Origin of the sequence: Microtetraspora sp. AC03309, assembly GCF_020826795.1 — a bacterium.
Taxonomy (GTDB): Bacteria; Actinomycetota; Actinomycetes; order Streptosporangiales; family Streptosporangiaceae; genus Microtetraspora; species Microtetraspora glauca.
Map to the genome: position 1 here is coordinate 79660 of NZ_JADDIL010000003.1, position 16678 is coordinate 96337.

Here is a 16678-nt window from a genome sequence, read left to right on the forward strand (position 1 = left end):
GGCAAACCTACGCCAGATAGGCGTCCCTGTATTCGAGTTCGACACCGTTAGATCCGCCCGTACTGGCGGAGTAGGAGACGACGTTGGTCCCCTTCGCGAGGTACCACTCCTCGGGAGGGACAGAGAGTGCAGACAGGGCGGACATCCGGTCTGCCGTGCCGAGCAGCACGGTCCCGGCGTTGGTGTCCACCACAAGGGTCTCGTTCACGCCGAGAGTGATGTTGAACGCCAAGGTCTTGCTCGTCGTCTGGTTCGTGACCGCTGGCTTGCTGCAGGGGCCGTTGATCCGCACGATCGGATGCGTCCCGGTGTTGCCCGCATTGGCCGCGGCCGTGGATGAGCCGTTCGCTACGACCACAGAGGTGGTGGTCATGCCGTACTTCCGCGCATCCGAACAAGCGATCAAGACGCCGACTGACGGCATGCCCACCGAGTAGTCGGCATCCATCGGGGGCTGGAAGTCGATCACGGCACCGTACGCGATCCGCTTCGGGCCGTACCCGCGAATGACGAGCGGGAACTCGCTCTCGTCATCCGGGATCGCCGTAGCTGCGGCGAGCTCGTCGAGCAGGTCATCAACCTGGGTCGGGTCAGCTCCGCTAAGGACCTGCAAGTGGATGGTGACGAGCCGCTGCTGCGCGAGCTTCCGTCCCGCCCATGCACCGTGTCGTGCCGGTCGGAGCGTGTTGCCGTTGTCAATGCTGGGCGTGCCCCAGCCCTCGATCTCGGCGACTCTGAATGGTGTGCCCTCCCCCCACAGGTTGCCGTCGTACTCGACCTGGCCCGGCTTGGTGATCAGGTCTCCGGGCAGGATGGGGACGCTGATCTCCGGCAGCCGCACCTGAGCGACAGCGGCGGCGGTCACGGGCGACACCGTCTTGTCCGTGGCAAGCGATGGTGTTGGCACGCTCGCTGCTGCCGCCACATGGGCGGCAATGGATATTCCGACGCTGAGTGTGGCGGCCGGGACCGCCGAGAGGGCCGCCACCGAGGTCGGCGCGACCGTCTCCACGTCGCCCACGGTGATGGTCGGCGATGGGATGCCAGCCAATGCACTGACCGTGGCAGTATCTGCGGACTGTCCTGCCCCGAGCGCGGGTGAGAGTACGGCAGCCGTTGCAGCCACCGAGGTAGCAGCAAAGCTTGCGCCCGTGCCGACCGTCGGAGCTGGAACCGCCGAGACGGCAGTGACCGCGGCCGGCGACGGCAGAATCGACAACGCGGGAGCGGGGATCGCAGAGACAGCAGCGACCGCGCTCGGAGCGGCAGTGGCGTCCACTGTGGCCGGGCCGAGAAACCCAGTGTCCGAGACGCCGATGTCGTCATACAAGAACGTCAGGTTCGACGCATACGTGTAGGTGATCGCGTCGGGAACGAGGGTGCCGAGGTTGATGCTGGAAGCGGTGGTGGTCTCGGTGGAGGTGCTGCTGTCCGCCGAGTCGTAGCGGCGGATCTCACATGATCCGTTGGACGTCGTCGTGCCGATGCCGAGCTTGACCTCGATGCGGCACCACTGGTTGGTGGGGATGCCGCCGGTCTGTTTGGCAAGGTCGGTGGTTGACCCGTCCTTGCGGACGGAGAGGCGGCGGCTGGTGTCGATGTGCACCCGGGCGACAGTCGAGAAGCTCGCGTCATTGGTGAGGATGATGAACGAGTCCACGGCGGTCGGCGACGCGGTGATGTAGATGTGGGCCCGGACGTAGACGTCTCGCCCCGAGACGACTAACGACTCCCACGACAACGCGCCCGACGGGACGCTCGCCACCAAAGGCGACCGGGCGCCCGTCGCCTGGCTGGTGGAGAATGTTGGGGATCCGGACACCGAAGTGAACGCGTCGCCGCTCGTTCCGCCGGAGTTGGCGGTGGTGATCGTCGCGCCGGATGTGCCGCCGTTGAAGCTGTTCTTCTTCAGCACGCGCCACTACCTCCTGTCAGGTCGCGAAGGCTGGCGGGCACGAAAAAGCCGCCCGGAGGCGGCGGCGGGTTAACTTCGGAACGGATCGTTCTACAGGGCGATGGTCATAACTCCGCTACCACTCCAGGTGATCAGCAGGGTGCCGGAAACTGTTGCGTAGTCGGACCCGAAATTCGACAGCAGGATGCAGTTCTTCCCGGCCAACGCGTCGGCGTAGATCAACGCCGCCCTCGCCGTGATCGTGCTGCTGGTCCACTGCATGTTGTCCGCAGCCCACTTGATCGTCTTCGTCGGGGACTCGGAGATCGCCGTACCAGTGAGCGCCTGGCCGCCAGCCGTGTAGCCGGTGCCGCTGGACTGGCCGGACGTGTACGGCGACGACGAGTAGCTCGAGTCGGTGCTGAAGTTGGGCGTGATGCTGTTCGTGAACAGCGCGATCTTGTGGTTCTCGGCGTCGAAATCCACCGCCAGCTGCGTGGCGTCGAGGATCTTGGACCAAGTCTGGTAGTACAAGCCGGACGCGGTAATCGCCACCGAAGGCTCCTCTTCTCGTGTACTGGAATGTCAGCCGGTCGCGGGCTGAACGTCGCGGGTCTCCGTCGTCCCGAGCGTCGCCGTCACGCATGGCGCGGCAATATGGACGTCCTGGCCGGTGCTCACGCCCATCTCCGCCGACCGCTCACGCACGCGGTTGCCGAGCTCGTCCTGCACGGTCTTGAACCGCTCGCCGGACGGCAGGTAGCCCTCAGCGGTCACCCGCTCCGTACGGACCACGCCATTCGGGTTGAAGCCAATCCCCTTGCGCTTGAGCCACTCGCCGTACGGCACGCCACACGCAGGGTCGTATCCGGACATGCCGAAACCGCCTCTCGTTGGTAAAGGAGGAGAAAGGCCCTGAGCCGGACTCGACTCAGGGCCAATCGGAGGAAGGTCAGCCGCGGGCGCCCATCTTCATCGACGCCCTCGCCAACACCACATCAACGTCCGCCGTCTCATAGACCGGCATCGACTCGATGTTCAACGCAGGCCGCGAGGCGAGCGCCTTCTCCAGCCGCTCAATAACCCGGCCGTCGATCACCGGGCCACTGCTTCCTCGGCCGCCTATCTGGATCGGCGCCGACCGCACCCGAGGACGAGACTGCACCGGAGCCGACCGCGTTGGCGCGGCGGTCGCGGGCACGACCGCTTTGCCGAACATCTCAGCCACCTGGTCGAGAATCGCCAATGACCGCGGCCTCTTGCTCTGGGCGAGTGGGATGTACGCCTCTCCCTGCGTCTCAGGTTCGGCCCAAATCCGGGTGCCTGGCATGGCGATCTGGGCGACGTGTTTCTCGCTGCCGTTGGCGAAGCGGGTGATCCCACCGTCGGCCATGAAGATGTTGCCGTCCGCGCTGTTACGGGCGGCCTCGGTCTTCTTCGCCTGCTGATACCGAACTTCGGCCGTGATGGTGAGTGACGCCACCTTGTTGTTGATCGTGTTGAGGAAGGACTGGAACGCGCCCTCAGCGGGCTTGGTGTTCGCATCAATCCGGACAGACTTTGACTTCAGCTTGTCCAGGACTTCCTTCAGGTCCTTGCCGCCCTTGGCCGCCTTGATAGCGTCCTCACGGGAGATCCCATATGCCTCAGCCAGCAGCAGAACCTGAGTCCTGGCCTCCTTGTTCTTGCCAGCCAGGTCGAACAACTTGGGCAACTGCTCGACGATCGTCTTCGTCGAGTCGAACGTCTTCCCAGAGAGGCCCTTCTGCGCGTCCGCCGCGTTCCTGAGGTCAGTGAGGTAGCCCGCGAACTTCTCACGCGCGCGGATGATGGCATTCTTCTGCGCATCGGTTTTCCCGGCGTTCACGTCCAGCTTGCCGTTGGCCTCGTCAATCGCCTGCTTGACGTCCTTGTAGTCCTTCGTCAGGTTCTGCAGCGCCGCCGCGACGTCAGTCCGGGCAGTGAAGGTGTCGAGAGACTTGTCCAGACCCTTTACGGCGTCCGTGGCCCCATCGATCTTGCCGCCCATGGTGGTGTACGCGTCGCCGGTCTTCCCGGCCTGGATCGTTGCGAGCTCCTTCTGATAATTGAGCTCGTCCAGCTTGTCCTGGAGCGTCGCCGCCCGATCGCCGGCTTCCTTCCCCGCATAGGTGAAGTAGATCCAGTTGGCGATGTTCGGGCCCTGGAGGTCGTTCTGCTTCTTCAGCTCGCGACTCACGGCCGCGATCTGCGAATCAAGGTCACTACCAGCTGCCGCCAAGACCTTCCCGGCGTAACGGTCCGCAGCGGTCGCGGCATCCGCGAACCGGCTTTCCAGGACCATCAGGCCGCCAGTCAATGCCGCCCCGCCAACCACCGTGGACAAGCCGCCCAGTTTCTCGCCGAGACCGCCGACCTTCTCACCGAGGCCGGAGACCTTCGACTTGGCCGAACTTGCCGCCTCGCCGATATCGGAGATCTTGCCCCGCATGTCACCCCACCACTGGGTGACGCTCTTGAGCGCCTGGACGCCCTTGACGGCCAGGACGACAGCGGCGATGCCGCCAGCGACGGCATACAGCACCGGAGGCGGCAGCTTACCGATCACTTCGGCGAGCCCAAGCAGGGCAGTGATCTTCAATGTCTGACCGATCTTGAGCGCTGCGAAGATCAGCCCAACACCGGTCGCGATTGCCTTGATCTGATCGGGACTAAGCTCGGATAGCTTCTGCGACACCGCAACCAGAATGTCCAGCGCCCCAGGGCCGACATCGAGCCCAGCCTGGAAGATCTTCCCGACCGCCTCTGCGACGTTCGACAAGATCTCCTTAACCTTCGGGCCCTGCTCGGCCACATAGGCGATGAACGCCTTAAACCCGGGCGAATCCTTGAGGTTCTGCCCCCACTCGGCGAACCGTTTCGAGGCGTCCTCGATGGACTGGGTGACAGCCGCCGAATGCGGCAGGAAGGCGTCGACAACGCCGGCCATTCCGGCGAAGACATTGCCCGTGGTGCGGCCGAGATTCTGGATAGCTCCCGGCATGTAGGTGTTGAGGTCCCAGATGAAACGGTCCCAGAACGGCCCCTCAAGAGCCTTCTTGGCGTCTTTCTCCAAATTGACGAAGCTTTTGGCGGCCGTCTTCACGAGCGGCGCGATCTTGGGTAGTCCGGCCTTGACCAGGTCCAAGCCGCCGACGATCGCGGGGAACACATCGCCCTCAAGGCCCTGCTGCCACGCCTGGTATTCGTCCTGGAAACCCTTGATCGCCTTGGCGAGCTTCTGCTCCTCGACCGTCAGCTCGGCCATCTTCGACGCGGCGCCACCGGCAGCCGCGCCGGCCTGCTCGGTTGCCGCCTTCTGCTGCAGCTTCTCCAGCTTCAACTGCCGCTCGGCCATGATCGCGTCACGCTGTGCGTCGCTGTACCGGCGCTGGGCGTCGATCAGCTTCTCCTGCGCCGATGCGACACGGTCCTGGGCGGCGGCCACGCTCTGAGCCGCCTCAGTCTGCGCCTTCGCGACGTTCGCCTGCGCGTCCGCGATTGCCTTCTGACTGTCGGCAACCCGCTGATTCGCATCCGCGAGCCGGTCCTGAGCCGACTTGACGACGTCGCTACCTTCAACGCCCTTCGCGTCCGCCTCAGCCTTGTCGGCGGTGAGCCGCTCAACCGAGGTCGCCAGCTCCTTGACCCGCTGCTGGGCGCGCTCGTAGGCGATCGTCGCCCGCTCGATGTCCGCAGCCGAAGAGTTCTTGTTGCCCTTGACCTTGTTGAGCGCCTTCTCAGCGTCAGCAAGATCCAGCGCCGCCTGACGCTGATCGAGCTTGGTGTCCGTCAGCCGGTTCCCGAGGTCCTCAAGGTCCCTCACAGCCTGACGACGGGCGTCGTTCAGGCCCTCCTGCGCGTCCTTGCTCGCGCGTACCGCATCGGAGTACTGGCGCTCCGCGTCACTGACCCGCCGGACAGCGTCAGCGACACGAGCGGCGCCGTCGGCGGATGCCTGCGCGACAGCGTCCTGGGCGCGCTTCACATCCTGCTGAGCCTGCACAACCCCGCGGGCTGCGTCCTTGACTGACTCGTTCGCCTTACGGACCCGCTCCTGAGCCTGCGCCAGCCGCAACGCAGCAGCAGCGGCTTCGGCCTGCTTCTGCGCCAGAGACTTGACCGCCCCACCAGCGCCACCGGCCGAGCTTTCCTGCTGCTTGAGCGCCTCATTGACGCGGCCGAGCGCTGGCACCGCAACAGCCGCCATGCCAAGCGCGCCAGCACCCGCCGCGCCGAACGCGCTGCCCAGAGCCAGACCTGCGGCACCGATGGACACGATCGCCGGCGTCGCCGCGAGAGCCGCCAGGGCAGCCCCCACCGTGGCAATCCCGGACATCGCCCCGGAGATGTCCGCGTGAACACGTACCTGGGCGTCCCGCCCGTCCAGACGGGAGATCTCCGCGTCGACGGCGGCGAGTTCCGCCATCGCCCCGGAGATGCCGGCCTTGACGTCGAAGGACACGTCGCGGTCGTCGATCGACGCGAGCTCCCGCTGAATCATGTGCATCTCGGCGAGCGCAGCGCCGGCGTCAATGTCGACGCCGACCTTCTTGTCCCGAAGTTGCTCCAGCCTCGACCGAACTTCGGCGATCTTCACCTCTGCCGGCGTGCTGTTCGCGTCAATCTCGATCTTCGGAAGGCGCTTGAACGCGTCGTCGAGCTTCTTGCGGAAGCCGGCCGCGAAGCCCGCAGTCTCAGTGAACTTGCGGTTCAGATCACCCAAGGCGCGCTTCGCGCCGTCCGCGCCCGCAAGGAAGTTGGCAATCTTGAGCGTCAAACGAGTCGAGATGCTGCGTTCGGCCAAGGCGATCTCACCTCCGCCAAATGCGTCGCTCTCATAACAGATCGAGTGGAATCAGCCGCAAACGCCGGAAGGAACGTGCCATCATCGCGAAACGGATCGGGGAATCGCCCACCAGTACGGAGGACCCGCCATGGGAAACATCGGCCCCACCGAATTGCTCGTCGGCTTGGTCGTTCTTGTCGTCCTGTTCGGCGTCGTATTCGCGGCAGTCAAGCTCGCCGGACGATCCAACCGACAGTCCAAGTAGCCGATCAGTCGCTCTGCTCGACTTCCCAGACCTTCGCACCGGGATACGGGTCCTCGTACTCCTTGGCGTAAGAGTCCTGGCGCTTCGCCAGCGCCTCACACGCCCGGCACACCCGTGGAATGTCGACGTGGTAGCTGTGCGCGGGCTCGCCGTCGCGCATGGCGGTGGTCTCCGATAGAGACATGCGACAGCCGGGGCAGCGGTCTGCGTCCTCGGCCATCTTCGCGACAGCCCAGCCGACGTTTTGTGCGTCCCACGGGTTCTCATGCACCGTCACCGACCGCACGAGACGCCCATCATCGTCGTACTCATAGGTGGTGACAGAGCGCAGTTCCCGCCCCAAGATGATGTCCCGAGGCAGCCGGTAGGTCTGCGCAACCGCCATCTCCTGGGCGTGCTCAGGAGATTCGCGGATGCGAGACCTTAGGTAGGGACCTCAACAGTCCCCTGGTTGAGGATCCACGTCTGCCAGAACAGTGCGTCCCACTGCCCCTGCGTGAACACCTCATCGACGAGCTGCTCGACTTCCTTGATGGTGAGCGCGGGATCGATCAGACAAGCCTGCACGGCGGCGACAGGGAACTCCTCGCCGTGGTAGTCGATGCCCTTGACCTGATCCTCATCCCGCGGCGCGTGCTCAGCCTTCAGGTTCGACCACTTCGAGCGGGTCACTCCACGCAGGGTGAACACCACCGTGCTGTCGGCCATCTGCTCCTTGAGAGCCTTGACCTGCTCTTCGAGAGCCTTCACGTCGTCGCCGCTGCCGGAGAGCGTCCCGCCCCGCCGAGCCTTCGCCGCCTTCAGCTGACGCTCCAGCTCCTCATACTCGGCCTGGAGGTCGCCGCGGAGACATAGCGGGACGGTCTTCTCCGGAAGCTTGGACAGCGCCCGGATCTCTTCGAAGGTCGCCAAGGTCAGGCCACCGTCGACTCAAGGTTGTAGGTGCCGGACGCGTACAGCTTCAGCGTCACCTTCTCGTACGACTCGCGCTCGGGCGCGAGGGGGCGCCGCTCACCGCAGGTCACCTGGTAGACCTCCACCTTCTGGGAGGCGGCATAGGCAGTGTCGGCAGTGACACCGCGGCGGACCACCAGGAAGCCCTGGGTGCCGCGAGTCATTACCGACCACATGCGGTCGGCGCTCGTGGTCGAGTCTCGGTAGTAGGTGAGTTCGATCTGAGCCTTCGAACGGCCGGGCGACTCGAAGTCCTGAGTGGAGGCGAGCACGTTGCCGGCCACAGTGCCCTCATCAAAGTCGACCTTCAGGCCGTCATCGGTGACCGTGTTCTCGAGCACGACGATCGACGCGTCGGTCAGCTCCGCCACAGTGGGAGCCGTGATCGAAGAGATCGCCGGAACGAACGTCGCCTTGGTGTTGCCGTCAGTAAGACGCTTGCTCATGGCCTGCTACTCCTTGTCGTCCGAGGCAGGCCGAGACGCCGCCCTGGTGGTGTGCTGACGCGTACTGGGTGCAGTGGCCGATACGTCGTCGGCCTCCGACTGTGCTGTGGGAGGAAGGACCGTGTAGCCCTCCCGGTTCTCCCAGAAGGCGATTGCTGAGGAGTCGATCTCGAACTCGGCCTGATAGGGGTCACGAACCCGGATGCGGGCCATCAGAGGCGCACCACGTAGTAGGTGACCGAGGTGGTCGCCGACCAGGCGAGGGCGATCAGCCCATCCGTGGGCGACGCCCAGTCCCGACGGAGCTTGAACCCGACCGTCGCGCCCACCCCGATCGTGCGGACCGCATCAGGGTTGGCCTCGCCGTATGGGGTGGTGCCAGGGACGTCGGCCGTACAGGTGATCGACGCGCCGGACCCGTTGGTGATGATCAGCGCCAGGTTGTCATCAGGGTTGATCTTGTCTCCTGACGCCGCAGTCCGAGACGTCAGCGTGGCTCCGGCGGTCGTGATCGCCTGAGCGGAATAGGTAGCCATACGGGCTCTCCTCAGGGCAGGAAAATACCCGCACGGTGGCGGGCTGAAACGGTCAGTGAAGGGGCTTCAGGAGTCGGATCTCGTCAGGTACTGGGCCGTCGAGAACCAGAGGCCAGCGGACGCGTCATCGCGGCGGACAGGCTGCGAACCCTCGCGAACCGTCGGCCACACCCGACGGCCAAGCACGGCGACAGTGTTGCCGAGCAGCGCCGTAGCCGCACGGTCAGCAGCCCACGCGGCCTGCTGGGCAGTCACCCCCACCGACGTCACCTGATACCTGAGCTCGTTCGGAGCGGCGTTCCCCAGAGTCCGGTTGTACGCCGACTCCAACCCCGCATCGGGGTAGATGACGACGTAGGGCATCTCAGGCGTCGGAGTGGGCGCACCGCCCCAGTAGACGGCCACGTCCTGGGCTTCGAGCATGGCGATGATGGCCTCGACCAGCGGCCGAGACTCCAACGGCGTCGTCATGACAAGAAGCTCCGAGCCAGATCGTCCACAGCCTTGTTGAACTTCGGCTCGACGCCCGTCACAGCGATGCTCATGTCCCAGTGCGGCGGCTGATGGGCGCCGCCGAATTCGAAACCGCGGCCCATGTCACCCTGCTTCCGCTGCGACTCCGGGCCGACCTCCCAGATCACATCCGTGCGGGAGAACTCCTGCTCGGCAGTGATCGCACGCGGGTAGTGCTTGCCGTGTCGGCGGGCTGTGCTGCGGGCGTTATCCCGCCAATCGTTCCGCAGGCTCTCGGCGTACTGTTTGACCAGCGGGTAGGCGCCCTCAGCAACCTTGTGCGCGTCGGCGCCGATCTCCTCGGCCAGCTTCAGCAGCTCCGAGCCGTCGAGGTCCAGATCGGCCACGAGAACCTCCTAGGTTCGGTCCTCAGCGGAGATCTTGCGAGCAGTGGACGTACCGGTATAAGTCACATCGATCACTTCGAGATGCCGGCCGATGACCCACGCGTCATCGGAGGCTGTGATGGTCAGCCGGTCGCAGCGTTTGATCTCCGCGACGGCGTCCCATGGGATGCGGACCTCGTACCGGTGCAAGGTCACTTCGCCTTCGCCATACTGGGCGTCACGACCCGAGCTGCCGCCCTTGACCCGGCACCGCCCCGCGTAGACCTCAACCCACATCTCGGTGACAGCACCGGACGCCTCGTTGAACGAGCTCCCGGTCTTCCGCTCGATCCGGCAGCTATCCACCATCAACTGGAGCGCCGCGGTCCGCCCCCGCGCGAGGGCCGATGCGACGCTCACTTCGGGCTCACCACGAACGCAGTCGGCGTGCCGAGCACCGACCGCAGCGACTGAACCTCGCCCGGCAGCAGACTGGACGCATCTTCACGCGCCTCCGACGCGTACGTCACCGAGTAGTCATCGATCGACTCCGACCGAATCCCAGCCTCCATGCCCGTCGCACCATCGGATGTCCCCAGCCGCTGGGCGACCGAGCACACCAGCTCCACCAGCTCGTCCGGAACCGTCACGAACCCGTGCGTGTAGGTGACCGCCACCTGCTGCGCGCACGGCGGCAGCTGATAGACCTTGTCGTAGCCGTTCCAGCGCCACCCGGTGATCGCCGCCCCGCCATCGGCTGCGGTATGCGCCACCGACGCGACAGCAGTCACCGGGCCGCCCGGCAACAGAACCCGGCCGCCATGGACGTCCAGCGTCACCGTGGACGTGATCGAGGAGATCTGCTGGCCCGCCTCGCGCCGGATTCGAGCCGACGCGCGAGCCAGCAGAGCCTCCTCCTCGCCTGCGGTGAGGCTGTAGCCGAGACGCGCCGCATCAGCCATGGTTGCGAGAGATGCCACAAGTCACCGCCCTCTTGTCAGCGGGGACCGTACTTCTCGATCAGGTCGTTCTTCGTCATCGCCTCGGCGTCATCCGGGCGCACATTGTGGACGCGGACCGCATAGCCGATCCAATGCGCTTTGGAGGCGTTGGCTGCGGGCGGAAGCTCGACCCCCGGCTCCTCTTCGGCGACGGATTCGACGTAAGGACTACCGTCCTCGGCAACGCGAGTCAGGTAGCCCTTCGTGAGCTGGTCGGCCATGACCTCCGGAAGCGGCAAATCCATCTCCCAGATGACACCGCCCGCGCCCCGGAAGAATCCGGTTTCGCGGTCCGCCATCAGGTGTTCCTCGGGACCTTGAACGCGGTGATGGTGCCCGCGACGAACCCGGCGGCGATGTCGACCAGGATGGTGCCGTCCGACTGCAGGAAGCGGCCGGACTCGAACGGGCCAATCCACTGTGTGCCCGAGTTGGCCACGGCCACCACCAGGTCACCCTGGCCGGCAGCAAGAGCAGGCGGGTTGGTGCCAGCCTTGACGGTGACGTTGCCGCCCGTGGCGCCCGCGATGACCCGCAGGATCGTCAGTTCGGGGAATGCCTTGCCGTTGGGCCCAGCCGCCGGGATGACGTGGCCGTTGCCGGCGCCTGCGTTGGTCGCGGTGCCTGTCGGGTCGGCAAGGTTGCCGTTGGGGACGAGGTTGCTGTACGCGACAGCGGTACGAGCCATGAGTCAGGCCCTCACTCTCTTGGTATCTGTCGGGATCAGGTCTGGGACGCGGCGGCGGTGGCGATGCAGTCCGGACGAACCAGCTTGGCGCCATACACCGCGAGGCCCTTGATGGCGTCGGAGAAGCCGCCCTCGGGCCGGTACGCCTCGGTCTTGTTGATCTGCTCCGCGAACGAGATCGCCATCGGAGAGCCCGCCTGCACGATGTAGTCGTCGCCGGTCACGTTGATCGCGTTGTTCGAGACGAGGATGTCGAAGCCAGCGGCCCGACCGACCATGCCGTTCCGCAGACCGTCCTGCGTGCCGGACTCGTTGAGCTTGATGAACCGGCCATCCAGCAGCAGGCGTCCGTGGAACCACGGCGGGATGATGCAATAGCGGCCCGCGTTGGGGACGTTCGCCTCATCCAGCTTGACCTTCAGCGGGACCAGGACCTTGTCGTAGGCGTCGGTCGGGGTCGCCGCGGTGACGGCGACAGTGCCCAGGGCGTTCGCCGTCGCGACGGTCGTGTACAGGCTCGCCACGTACTGGTCGACGACGTCGGCCAGCTTGTATGCGGCGCGAGAGATCGCCTCAGGGATGACGTTGCCACGCGCCTGACGCTGGTCCACATCATCGACCTTGAACGCGAAGTACTTGCACTGGTCGATCAGCAGCGTCCGCTGAGCGTCGGTGAGCTCCTCGGGCGTGATCGCGGTGCTGTTCGGCACGTACGTACCGATCGTCGGATCGGAGATCGAGGTGATCCGGACAGTGTCGCCGGCCTCCTGGATCTCACCCTCGTAGTCGCGGTTGACGACGCCGGGACCCGCATAGACCAAGGCCTTACGCAGGCCGACCAGGAGGTTCGCGCTCCAGATCTCCGGCCGGAATCGGGTGATGCTCATGTTGTGGAGTCCTTACTGATCAGCGCGAAGTGCCCAAGAGGTCGTTGAAGCGCCCTTCCTGCTGCGCCTGAACGATCTCCTCGGGAGACATCCGCTTGAGGTCGTTTTCGGTGAGTTGCGACGGACCCGTGGGCCCCTTGCGGGCACCGCCGTCACCTGAGCCCTTGAACCGGCGGGGGCTTTGCGCCTCCACACCCAGATAGGGCCGCTTCTCAAGGAGCTCATCGAGAGCTTCCTTGATCGCCTCGGCGTCGATCTTGTCGCCGTCGAGGAAGTCTTCGATCTCGCTACTAGCCATCAGGAGCGTGCGGACAACGTCTGCATCCTGGAACCGCTTCGCCGCGAGAACCTCGATCTTGTCGCTGACGCGGTCCTTCAGCACTTCCGCCTTGACCGCGGCCTTCGCCTTCTCCGCCTCTTCCTTGCGGATGGCGTCCAGGTCGGGGCCAGCTTCCTCCCCATCGCCGTCCTTGCCGTTCGGCTTCTCCGCAGCCTGCCTCAGGCGAGCGAGCTCGGCGAGCGCCTCATCGCGCTCCCGAACTGCCTGCCGCCGATCACGGGCGAGCACCCGCCGCCGCTCCTTCTCCCGCTGAAGGGCCTGCAGCCCCGCAGAGCCGAGCGGCTCATCCGTATCCTCGTCGGGCTCCTGATCGGGCTCCCCGGTGGAGCCCTGCGCCTCCGGCTCGTCGTCGACGGCCGAAGCAGGAACCGGGTCGGCGTCCTGAACAATGACGTCGCCCTCCCCCGATCCGCCGAGCACAGGCCAGATCGGAGCACCATTGCGGAGCAGGCCGATCGCCCGAAGACCGGTACGCGGATGGACAGGCAGGTCAAACTCGATCATTGATTCCTCTCCCATTGCGGGGTAGGTGGTGGAAGCCGACGCGTTGCGCGAAGGCATGACGAAATGCCGGGCAAGCTGACTGGTCGGCGACTAGTCGGGTAGGCCGTGAACGCGAAAGGGGCGGCACCAGGCGGTGCCGCCCCTTTCACTGAACGGGCGAACTAGATGGTGGATCGTCGCTTGGCGCGACGCATTCGCCACTCCATGAGGAGCTTGGCTCGCTTTCCGTTATTGCACGACCAGCACGCTGGAAGGATGTTGCCGATCGAATGCGAGCCGCCTCGCGAGATCGGGATTATATGGTCGCGAGTCATGGGGCCAGACTTGCCACAGTAGGCGCAGCAGCCGCGGTATCGGTCAACGAGCCGCTCCCAGTCGCGCGGCGTGACCTTGAACGCTAGCCCGCTCCGCATACGTACCCGACGACGATGATTGCTTTGTATCCTCTGCTCAGGCTTGGTGCGAAGGCTTCGCACGTTTACGCACTTTTGCGAGCAGAACCGGCGATTCCACCGAGCGTCAGCAGGAAGCGGCTGCGAACACTCTTCGCAAGTTCGAGCTGCCCGCGCTTTGGCTTCCTCGCGCTGCCTCTGACGTTCCTCCGCCGTCGCTCGGCGGCGCTCCAGCGCAGCGATTCGAAGCCGTTCGCGGTTTCCCCGCCGAAAGACCGCCATCATGCAGAGACGGGAGCAGAATCGCCGAGTAGTTCGAGCGTCAGCAGGAAGCGGCCGACGGCATTCCTCGCAAAATCGCTCTATCGTGTAGTCATCGAGCGTTCCGTTGTGGCGTGCGCGCGCGTAGTGCCGCTTGCACAGCGTCCGACTAGCCGCGGGTCGGTCGCAACCCGCAGCCCAGCGACATATAGGCTTTGTCACGTCAACCTCTCACACAGGTTGGCCACGCCCCGGGACGATTGCAGTCGTCGCCGGGGCCCTTATTCGAATGTGGGTCTCAGTATCTCAGACCTCACTGACAACTTCGGTGACCTTGTACACCTTTTAGCCCATCAAGTAGGCGAACCGGCGGAGAAACTGGACAGCAAGCTCGCGGTCCCCGCCAGCGTCTTTGATCAACTGCTCGGGCATCGGCCGTACCGTCTGGCTACGCCGGTACCGCTCGCCCCGCTGCTTCTTGAGGTTGCCGAGCTGCTTACCAGCGATACCGCGAGAGGTCGTGCCCTCCGTAGTGACCAGACGGCCACCCATAGCGGTCTGCATACCGCGGCGGGCATTCACCACCTGGCCGATGTCCGCGCCGAGCCTGACAGCTTCGGCGCCAGCCTTCGTGAACGCCTTGTCCTGCTCCTCAGGGGTCATCGCCGCGAACGCCTCAGCCGGGCTCTGAACGAGCAGCCGCTCCGGACTATCCCTCCGGATAGGCAGGTGGTAGCAGTCACACTGCGGATGACGAGGGAAGCCCGTGGACCACGAGTACTCCCGCCCAGCGAGGACGATGCACCGGCCGCACGACGGCAGCTTCAAGAACCGGACGTAGGAGACCCACCCGCGGTCCCCAGTCATCCCCACGGTCACCGCCGCCCGGCCGGCGTCGGCCACCTGTGTCGAAGTGAGCAACGCCAGCATGGTCCGGCCCTGCCGCATCGCATCCGGCAGCTTCGCGCCACGCGACAGCAGACTCTTGATCAGCAGGATCGGCAGATACAGCAGCGAAAAGAGCGGACGCCCATCCGACGCGATCCCCGACAGCGCCTGCGGGATCAGCACCGCAGCGGCAACCTGCCCTGCGGCGCCCTGCGCCTCAGCCAGATCCGCCAGATAGGGAGCCGCGCCAGACGCCGCAGTGAGCTGAGCCTGTGACACCGTCGCCGTGATCGACCGGCCAATCCCGGCAGACCACGACTCCGACAGCGCATGCTCATCCAACTGGCTGAACTGCTGGACAACCGAACGGGTCGCCGCCGCAGAGATCTGCTGCTGCTGCCTGTGAAACGCCTGCGCGACCTGCTGCGAAGTAGCCACCGACTACCCTCCAGCCGCGGCCGGCTCCAGCTGGAAGGGATCGCCGCCAGGCTGGGCGGTCGGTGGGCTTGCCGGCAGATCCGGCTTCCCGTTGACCGCCTGGGCGAACGGATCCATCGCCGCCTGATCCTCAGCCATCTGCATCACCCGATCCACCTCGGGCGGCTCCAAGCCATACTGCTCGGCGATCCACCGGAGCGGGAAACCGATCGACTTCAGCTTCATCAGCGCGTCGACCTTCTGGCCCATCGCCCGGAACTGGACGTCCCGCCAGATAACCGTGCCACTGCGGCAGGCATCGGCCTTCGCGTCATCACCCATCACGGATGCCATGAGCGCGAAGACCTCACGGACGGCCGACTGGACGTAGACGATCCGCTCATTCGTCTTAGCCGTCAGACCCGTCTCAGCCGCGGTCAAGGCCTCTGCGGAGAGGTTGGCCACGCGGCCGATCAAGTAGTGCGGCGGCGTCCTCGTCTGCGCGGCAATATGCTCGATCGCCCGCTCGATCACACCCGAGTAGGCGGAAAGGTCAGCCGCAGACCACTGACCGATGTTCGCCTTCTCCCCCGGGATCCACAGGATCCGGTCCCGGACAAGCTGATCGAGCTCCAGCGGGCGCTTGCCGATGACCTGACCATTACTGTCCAAGACCGGCAGCATCGGCACGTCCGTGCCCATGACCACCCGCTGCGGCAAGCTCGCGAAATCCAGGGCATTCATCAAGTACGCCCACGTCAAGTTGATCGCGTCCTGCATCGCGATGACACCAGAGATGTCACTCAGCGGCTTGTCATCCAGCAGCGTCTGATTCCGCATCTCGATCAGCGGAACTACACCCAGCGGGTTCGGGATCGGCCACGCATCATCCTTGGGCCCCTGCCGCGGCTCCCAAGCACCAGCGCCGCGACTACGAACCGTCCCCTCATCAGGGACGACCAGACCCGCAACCGTGTACCCCGAACGGGCGTAAGCCGGCCGAGAGAACTTCCATACCTCATCCGGCAGATACAAGGTGGCGTACTCGGTGGTGTCGTCCCGCCACAGCTTCAACCCGGCGGCCCGCTCCCCCGTGTCCGAGTCGTATCCGACGATGGCCTGATCCGGCCGCTCCCACGTGACCCGCGGCGTCTCCTCATCGGCCGGGTTGCCCCAGACAAGGCAGTAGCTACGGGCCGCGGCCAAGGCGACGACGAACGCCTCAGAGGATCCACGCTCGCAGTCCGCCGCGCGCCATGCCCGCGATAGATCCTTGTCTGCTTTGCGGTCAGCGTCATCGACGCGGATGCCGAGGATGTTCATGCGCTCGGTCGGACCCGAGATCACTGGCGCGCACCAGTTGTCCGCAAACCCTTCGAACCGATCCACGAAGTAGTCCTGGAACTCCGGCGAGGCATAGCAGATCTTGTGGCGGCCCTCGTAGTAGTCGAGTCGCGTCGTGATCTCCCTCTCCCGACGCTGCAACTCCTCAACGAGGCGGTTGAGAATCCGGATGGCCGAGCGCGCATCGTCCGACATCTCGACCACCGAACCACCGC

Annotated in this window: 19 protein-coding genes; all 19 read right to left on the minus strand. The window is 65.3% G+C overall.

Annotation, left to right across the window (positions count from 1 at the left end):
* Positions 1–7: 7 nt before the first annotated feature.
* Complete coding sequence (locus IMZ11_RS02295) at positions 8–1915, minus strand: phage tail domain-containing protein (RefSeq protein WP_228637229.1); 1908 nt, start codon at positions 1913–1915, stop codon at positions 8–10.
* Between the two features lie 90 nt (positions 1916–2005).
* Positions 2006–2449 (minus strand): hypothetical protein, encoded by a 444-nt coding sequence (locus IMZ11_RS02300; protein WP_228637230.1) that lies wholly within the window; start codon positions 2447–2449, stop codon positions 2006–2008.
* A 30-nt stretch (positions 2450–2479) separates the two neighbouring features.
* Positions 2480–2770, minus strand: a complete 291-nt coding sequence (locus IMZ11_RS02305; RefSeq protein WP_228637231.1) for a hypothetical protein — start codon at positions 2768–2770, stop codon at positions 2480–2482.
* A gap of 76 nt (positions 2771–2846) precedes the next feature.
* On the minus strand, positions 2847–6719 hold the full coding sequence (locus IMZ11_RS02310; RefSeq protein WP_228637232.1) for a hypothetical protein: 3873 nt from the start codon (positions 6717–6719) through the stop codon (positions 2847–2849).
* A 251-nt stretch (positions 6720–6970) separates the two neighbouring features.
* Positions 6971–7351, minus strand: a complete 381-nt coding sequence (locus tag IMZ11_RS02315; protein WP_228637233.1) for a hypothetical protein — start codon at positions 7349–7351, stop codon at positions 6971–6973.
* Between the two features lie 38 nt (positions 7352–7389).
* On the minus strand, positions 7390–7878 hold the full coding sequence (locus tag IMZ11_RS02320) for a hypothetical protein (RefSeq protein ID WP_228637234.1): 489 nt from the start codon (positions 7876–7878) through the stop codon (positions 7390–7392).
* A gap of 2 nt (positions 7879–7880) precedes the next feature.
* Entirely contained in the window at positions 7881–8366 is a 486-nt protein-coding gene (locus IMZ11_RS02325) for a hypothetical protein (RefSeq protein ID WP_228637235.1), read from the minus strand.
* Positions 8367–8578: 212 nt separating this feature from the next.
* Positions 8579–8902, minus strand: a complete 324-nt coding sequence (locus IMZ11_RS02330) for a hypothetical protein (protein ID WP_228637236.1) — start codon at positions 8900–8902, stop codon at positions 8579–8581.
* A gap of 66 nt (positions 8903–8968) precedes the next feature.
* Positions 8969–9373 (minus strand): hypothetical protein, encoded by a 405-nt coding sequence (locus tag IMZ11_RS02335; RefSeq protein WP_228637237.1) that lies wholly within the window; start codon positions 9371–9373, stop codon positions 8969–8971.
* The gene (locus tag IMZ11_RS02340) at positions 9370–9762 is read right to left on the minus strand and encodes a hypothetical protein (RefSeq protein ID WP_228637238.1); all 393 of its coding nucleotides are present in this window, start codon (positions 9760–9762) and stop codon (positions 9370–9372) included. Before IMZ11_RS02340 ends, IMZ11_RS02335 begins: the two co-directional genes overlap by 4 nt.
* Positions 9763–9771: 9 nt before the next feature.
* Entirely contained in the window at positions 9772–10161 is a 390-nt protein-coding gene (locus IMZ11_RS02345; protein ID WP_228637239.1) for a DUF6093 family protein, read from the minus strand.
* The gene (locus IMZ11_RS02350; RefSeq protein ID WP_228637240.1) at positions 10158–10703 is read right to left on the minus strand and encodes a hypothetical protein; all 546 of its coding nucleotides are present in this window, start codon (positions 10701–10703) and stop codon (positions 10158–10160) included. The genes IMZ11_RS02345 and IMZ11_RS02350 overlap by 4 nt, the downstream gene beginning before the upstream one ends.
* A 35-nt stretch (positions 10704–10738) precedes the next feature.
* Positions 10739–11041 (minus strand): hypothetical protein, encoded by a 303-nt coding sequence (locus IMZ11_RS02355; protein WP_228637241.1) that lies wholly within the window; start codon positions 11039–11041, stop codon positions 10739–10741.
* A complete protein-coding gene (locus tag IMZ11_RS02360) occupies positions 11041–11430 on the minus strand; it encodes a hypothetical protein (protein ID WP_228637242.1) in 390 nt (129 codons plus the stop codon). Before IMZ11_RS02360 ends, IMZ11_RS02355 begins: the two co-directional genes overlap by 1 nt.
* 35 nt (positions 11431–11465) lie before the next feature.
* The gene (locus IMZ11_RS02365; RefSeq protein ID WP_228637243.1) at positions 11466–12317 is read right to left on the minus strand and encodes a hypothetical protein; all 852 of its coding nucleotides are present in this window, start codon (positions 12315–12317) and stop codon (positions 11466–11468) included.
* A 19-nt stretch (positions 12318–12336) separates the two neighbouring features.
* Positions 12337–13161: a hypothetical protein gene (locus IMZ11_RS02370; RefSeq protein ID WP_228637244.1), complete on the minus strand. Its 825-nt coding sequence runs from the start codon at positions 13159–13161 to the stop codon at positions 12337–12339.
* 161 nt (positions 13162–13322) lie between these two features.
* Positions 13323–13838 carry an HNH endonuclease gene (locus tag IMZ11_RS46600; protein WP_374461973.1) on the minus strand — a complete coding sequence of 172 codons (516 nt, stop codon included), beginning with the start codon at positions 13836–13838 and terminating at the stop codon, positions 13323–13325.
* 321 nt (positions 13839–14159) lie between these two features.
* The gene (locus IMZ11_RS02375) at positions 14160–15140 is read right to left on the minus strand and encodes a hypothetical protein (protein ID WP_228637245.1); all 981 of its coding nucleotides are present in this window, start codon (positions 15138–15140) and stop codon (positions 14160–14162) included.
* A gap of 3 nt (positions 15141–15143) precedes the next feature.
* A complete protein-coding gene (locus tag IMZ11_RS02380) occupies positions 15144–16658 on the minus strand; it encodes a phage portal protein (protein ID WP_228637374.1) in 1515 nt (504 codons plus the stop codon).
* Positions 16659–16678 lie beyond the last annotated feature (20 nt).

Excerpts from the sequence above, each read along its gene's own strand:
- IMZ11_RS02305 (WP_228637231.1), bottom strand. The coding sequence starts at position 2,770 with ATGTCCGGATACGACCCTGCGTGTGGCGTGCCGTACGGCGAGTGGCTC.
- IMZ11_RS02315 (WP_228637233.1), bottom strand. The coding sequence starts at position 7,351 with ATGGCGGTTGCGCAGACCTACCGGCTGCCTCGGGACATCATCTTGGGG.
- IMZ11_RS02325 (WP_228637235.1), bottom strand. The coding sequence starts at position 8,366 with ATGAGCAAGCGTCTTACTGACGGCAACACCAAGGCGACGTTCGTTCCG.
- IMZ11_RS02330 (WP_228637236.1), bottom strand. The coding sequence starts at position 8,902 with ATGGCTACCTATTCCGCTCAGGCGATCACGACCGCCGGAGCCACGCTG.
- IMZ11_RS02335 (WP_228637237.1), bottom strand. The coding sequence starts at position 9,373 with ATGACGACGCCGTTGGAGTCTCGGCCGCTGGTCGAGGCCATCATCGCC.
- IMZ11_RS02350 (WP_228637240.1), bottom strand. The coding sequence starts at position 10,703 with ATGGCTGATGCGGCGCGTCTCGGCTACAGCCTCACCGCAGGCGAGGAG.
- IMZ11_RS02355 (WP_228637241.1), bottom strand. The coding sequence starts at position 11,041 with ATGGCGGACCGCGAAACCGGATTCTTCCGGGGCGCGGGCGGTGTCATC.
- IMZ11_RS02360 (WP_228637242.1), bottom strand. The coding sequence starts at position 11,430 with ATGGCTCGTACCGCTGTCGCGTACAGCAACCTCGTCCCCAACGGCAAC.
- IMZ11_RS02365 (WP_228637243.1), bottom strand. The coding sequence starts at position 12,317 with ATGAGCATCACCCGATTCCGGCCGGAGATCTGGAGCGCGAACCTCCTG.
- IMZ11_RS02370 (WP_228637244.1), bottom strand. The coding sequence starts at position 13,161 with ATGATCGAGTTTGACCTGCCTGTCCATCCGCGTACCGGTCTTCGGGCG.
- IMZ11_RS46600 (WP_374461973.1), bottom strand. The coding sequence starts at position 13,838 with ATGATGGCGGTCTTTCGGCGGGGAAACCGCGAACGGCTTCGAATCGCT.
- IMZ11_RS02380 (WP_228637374.1), bottom strand. The coding sequence starts at position 16,658 with ATGTCGGACGATGCGCGCTCGGCCATCCGGATTCTCAACCGCCTCGTT.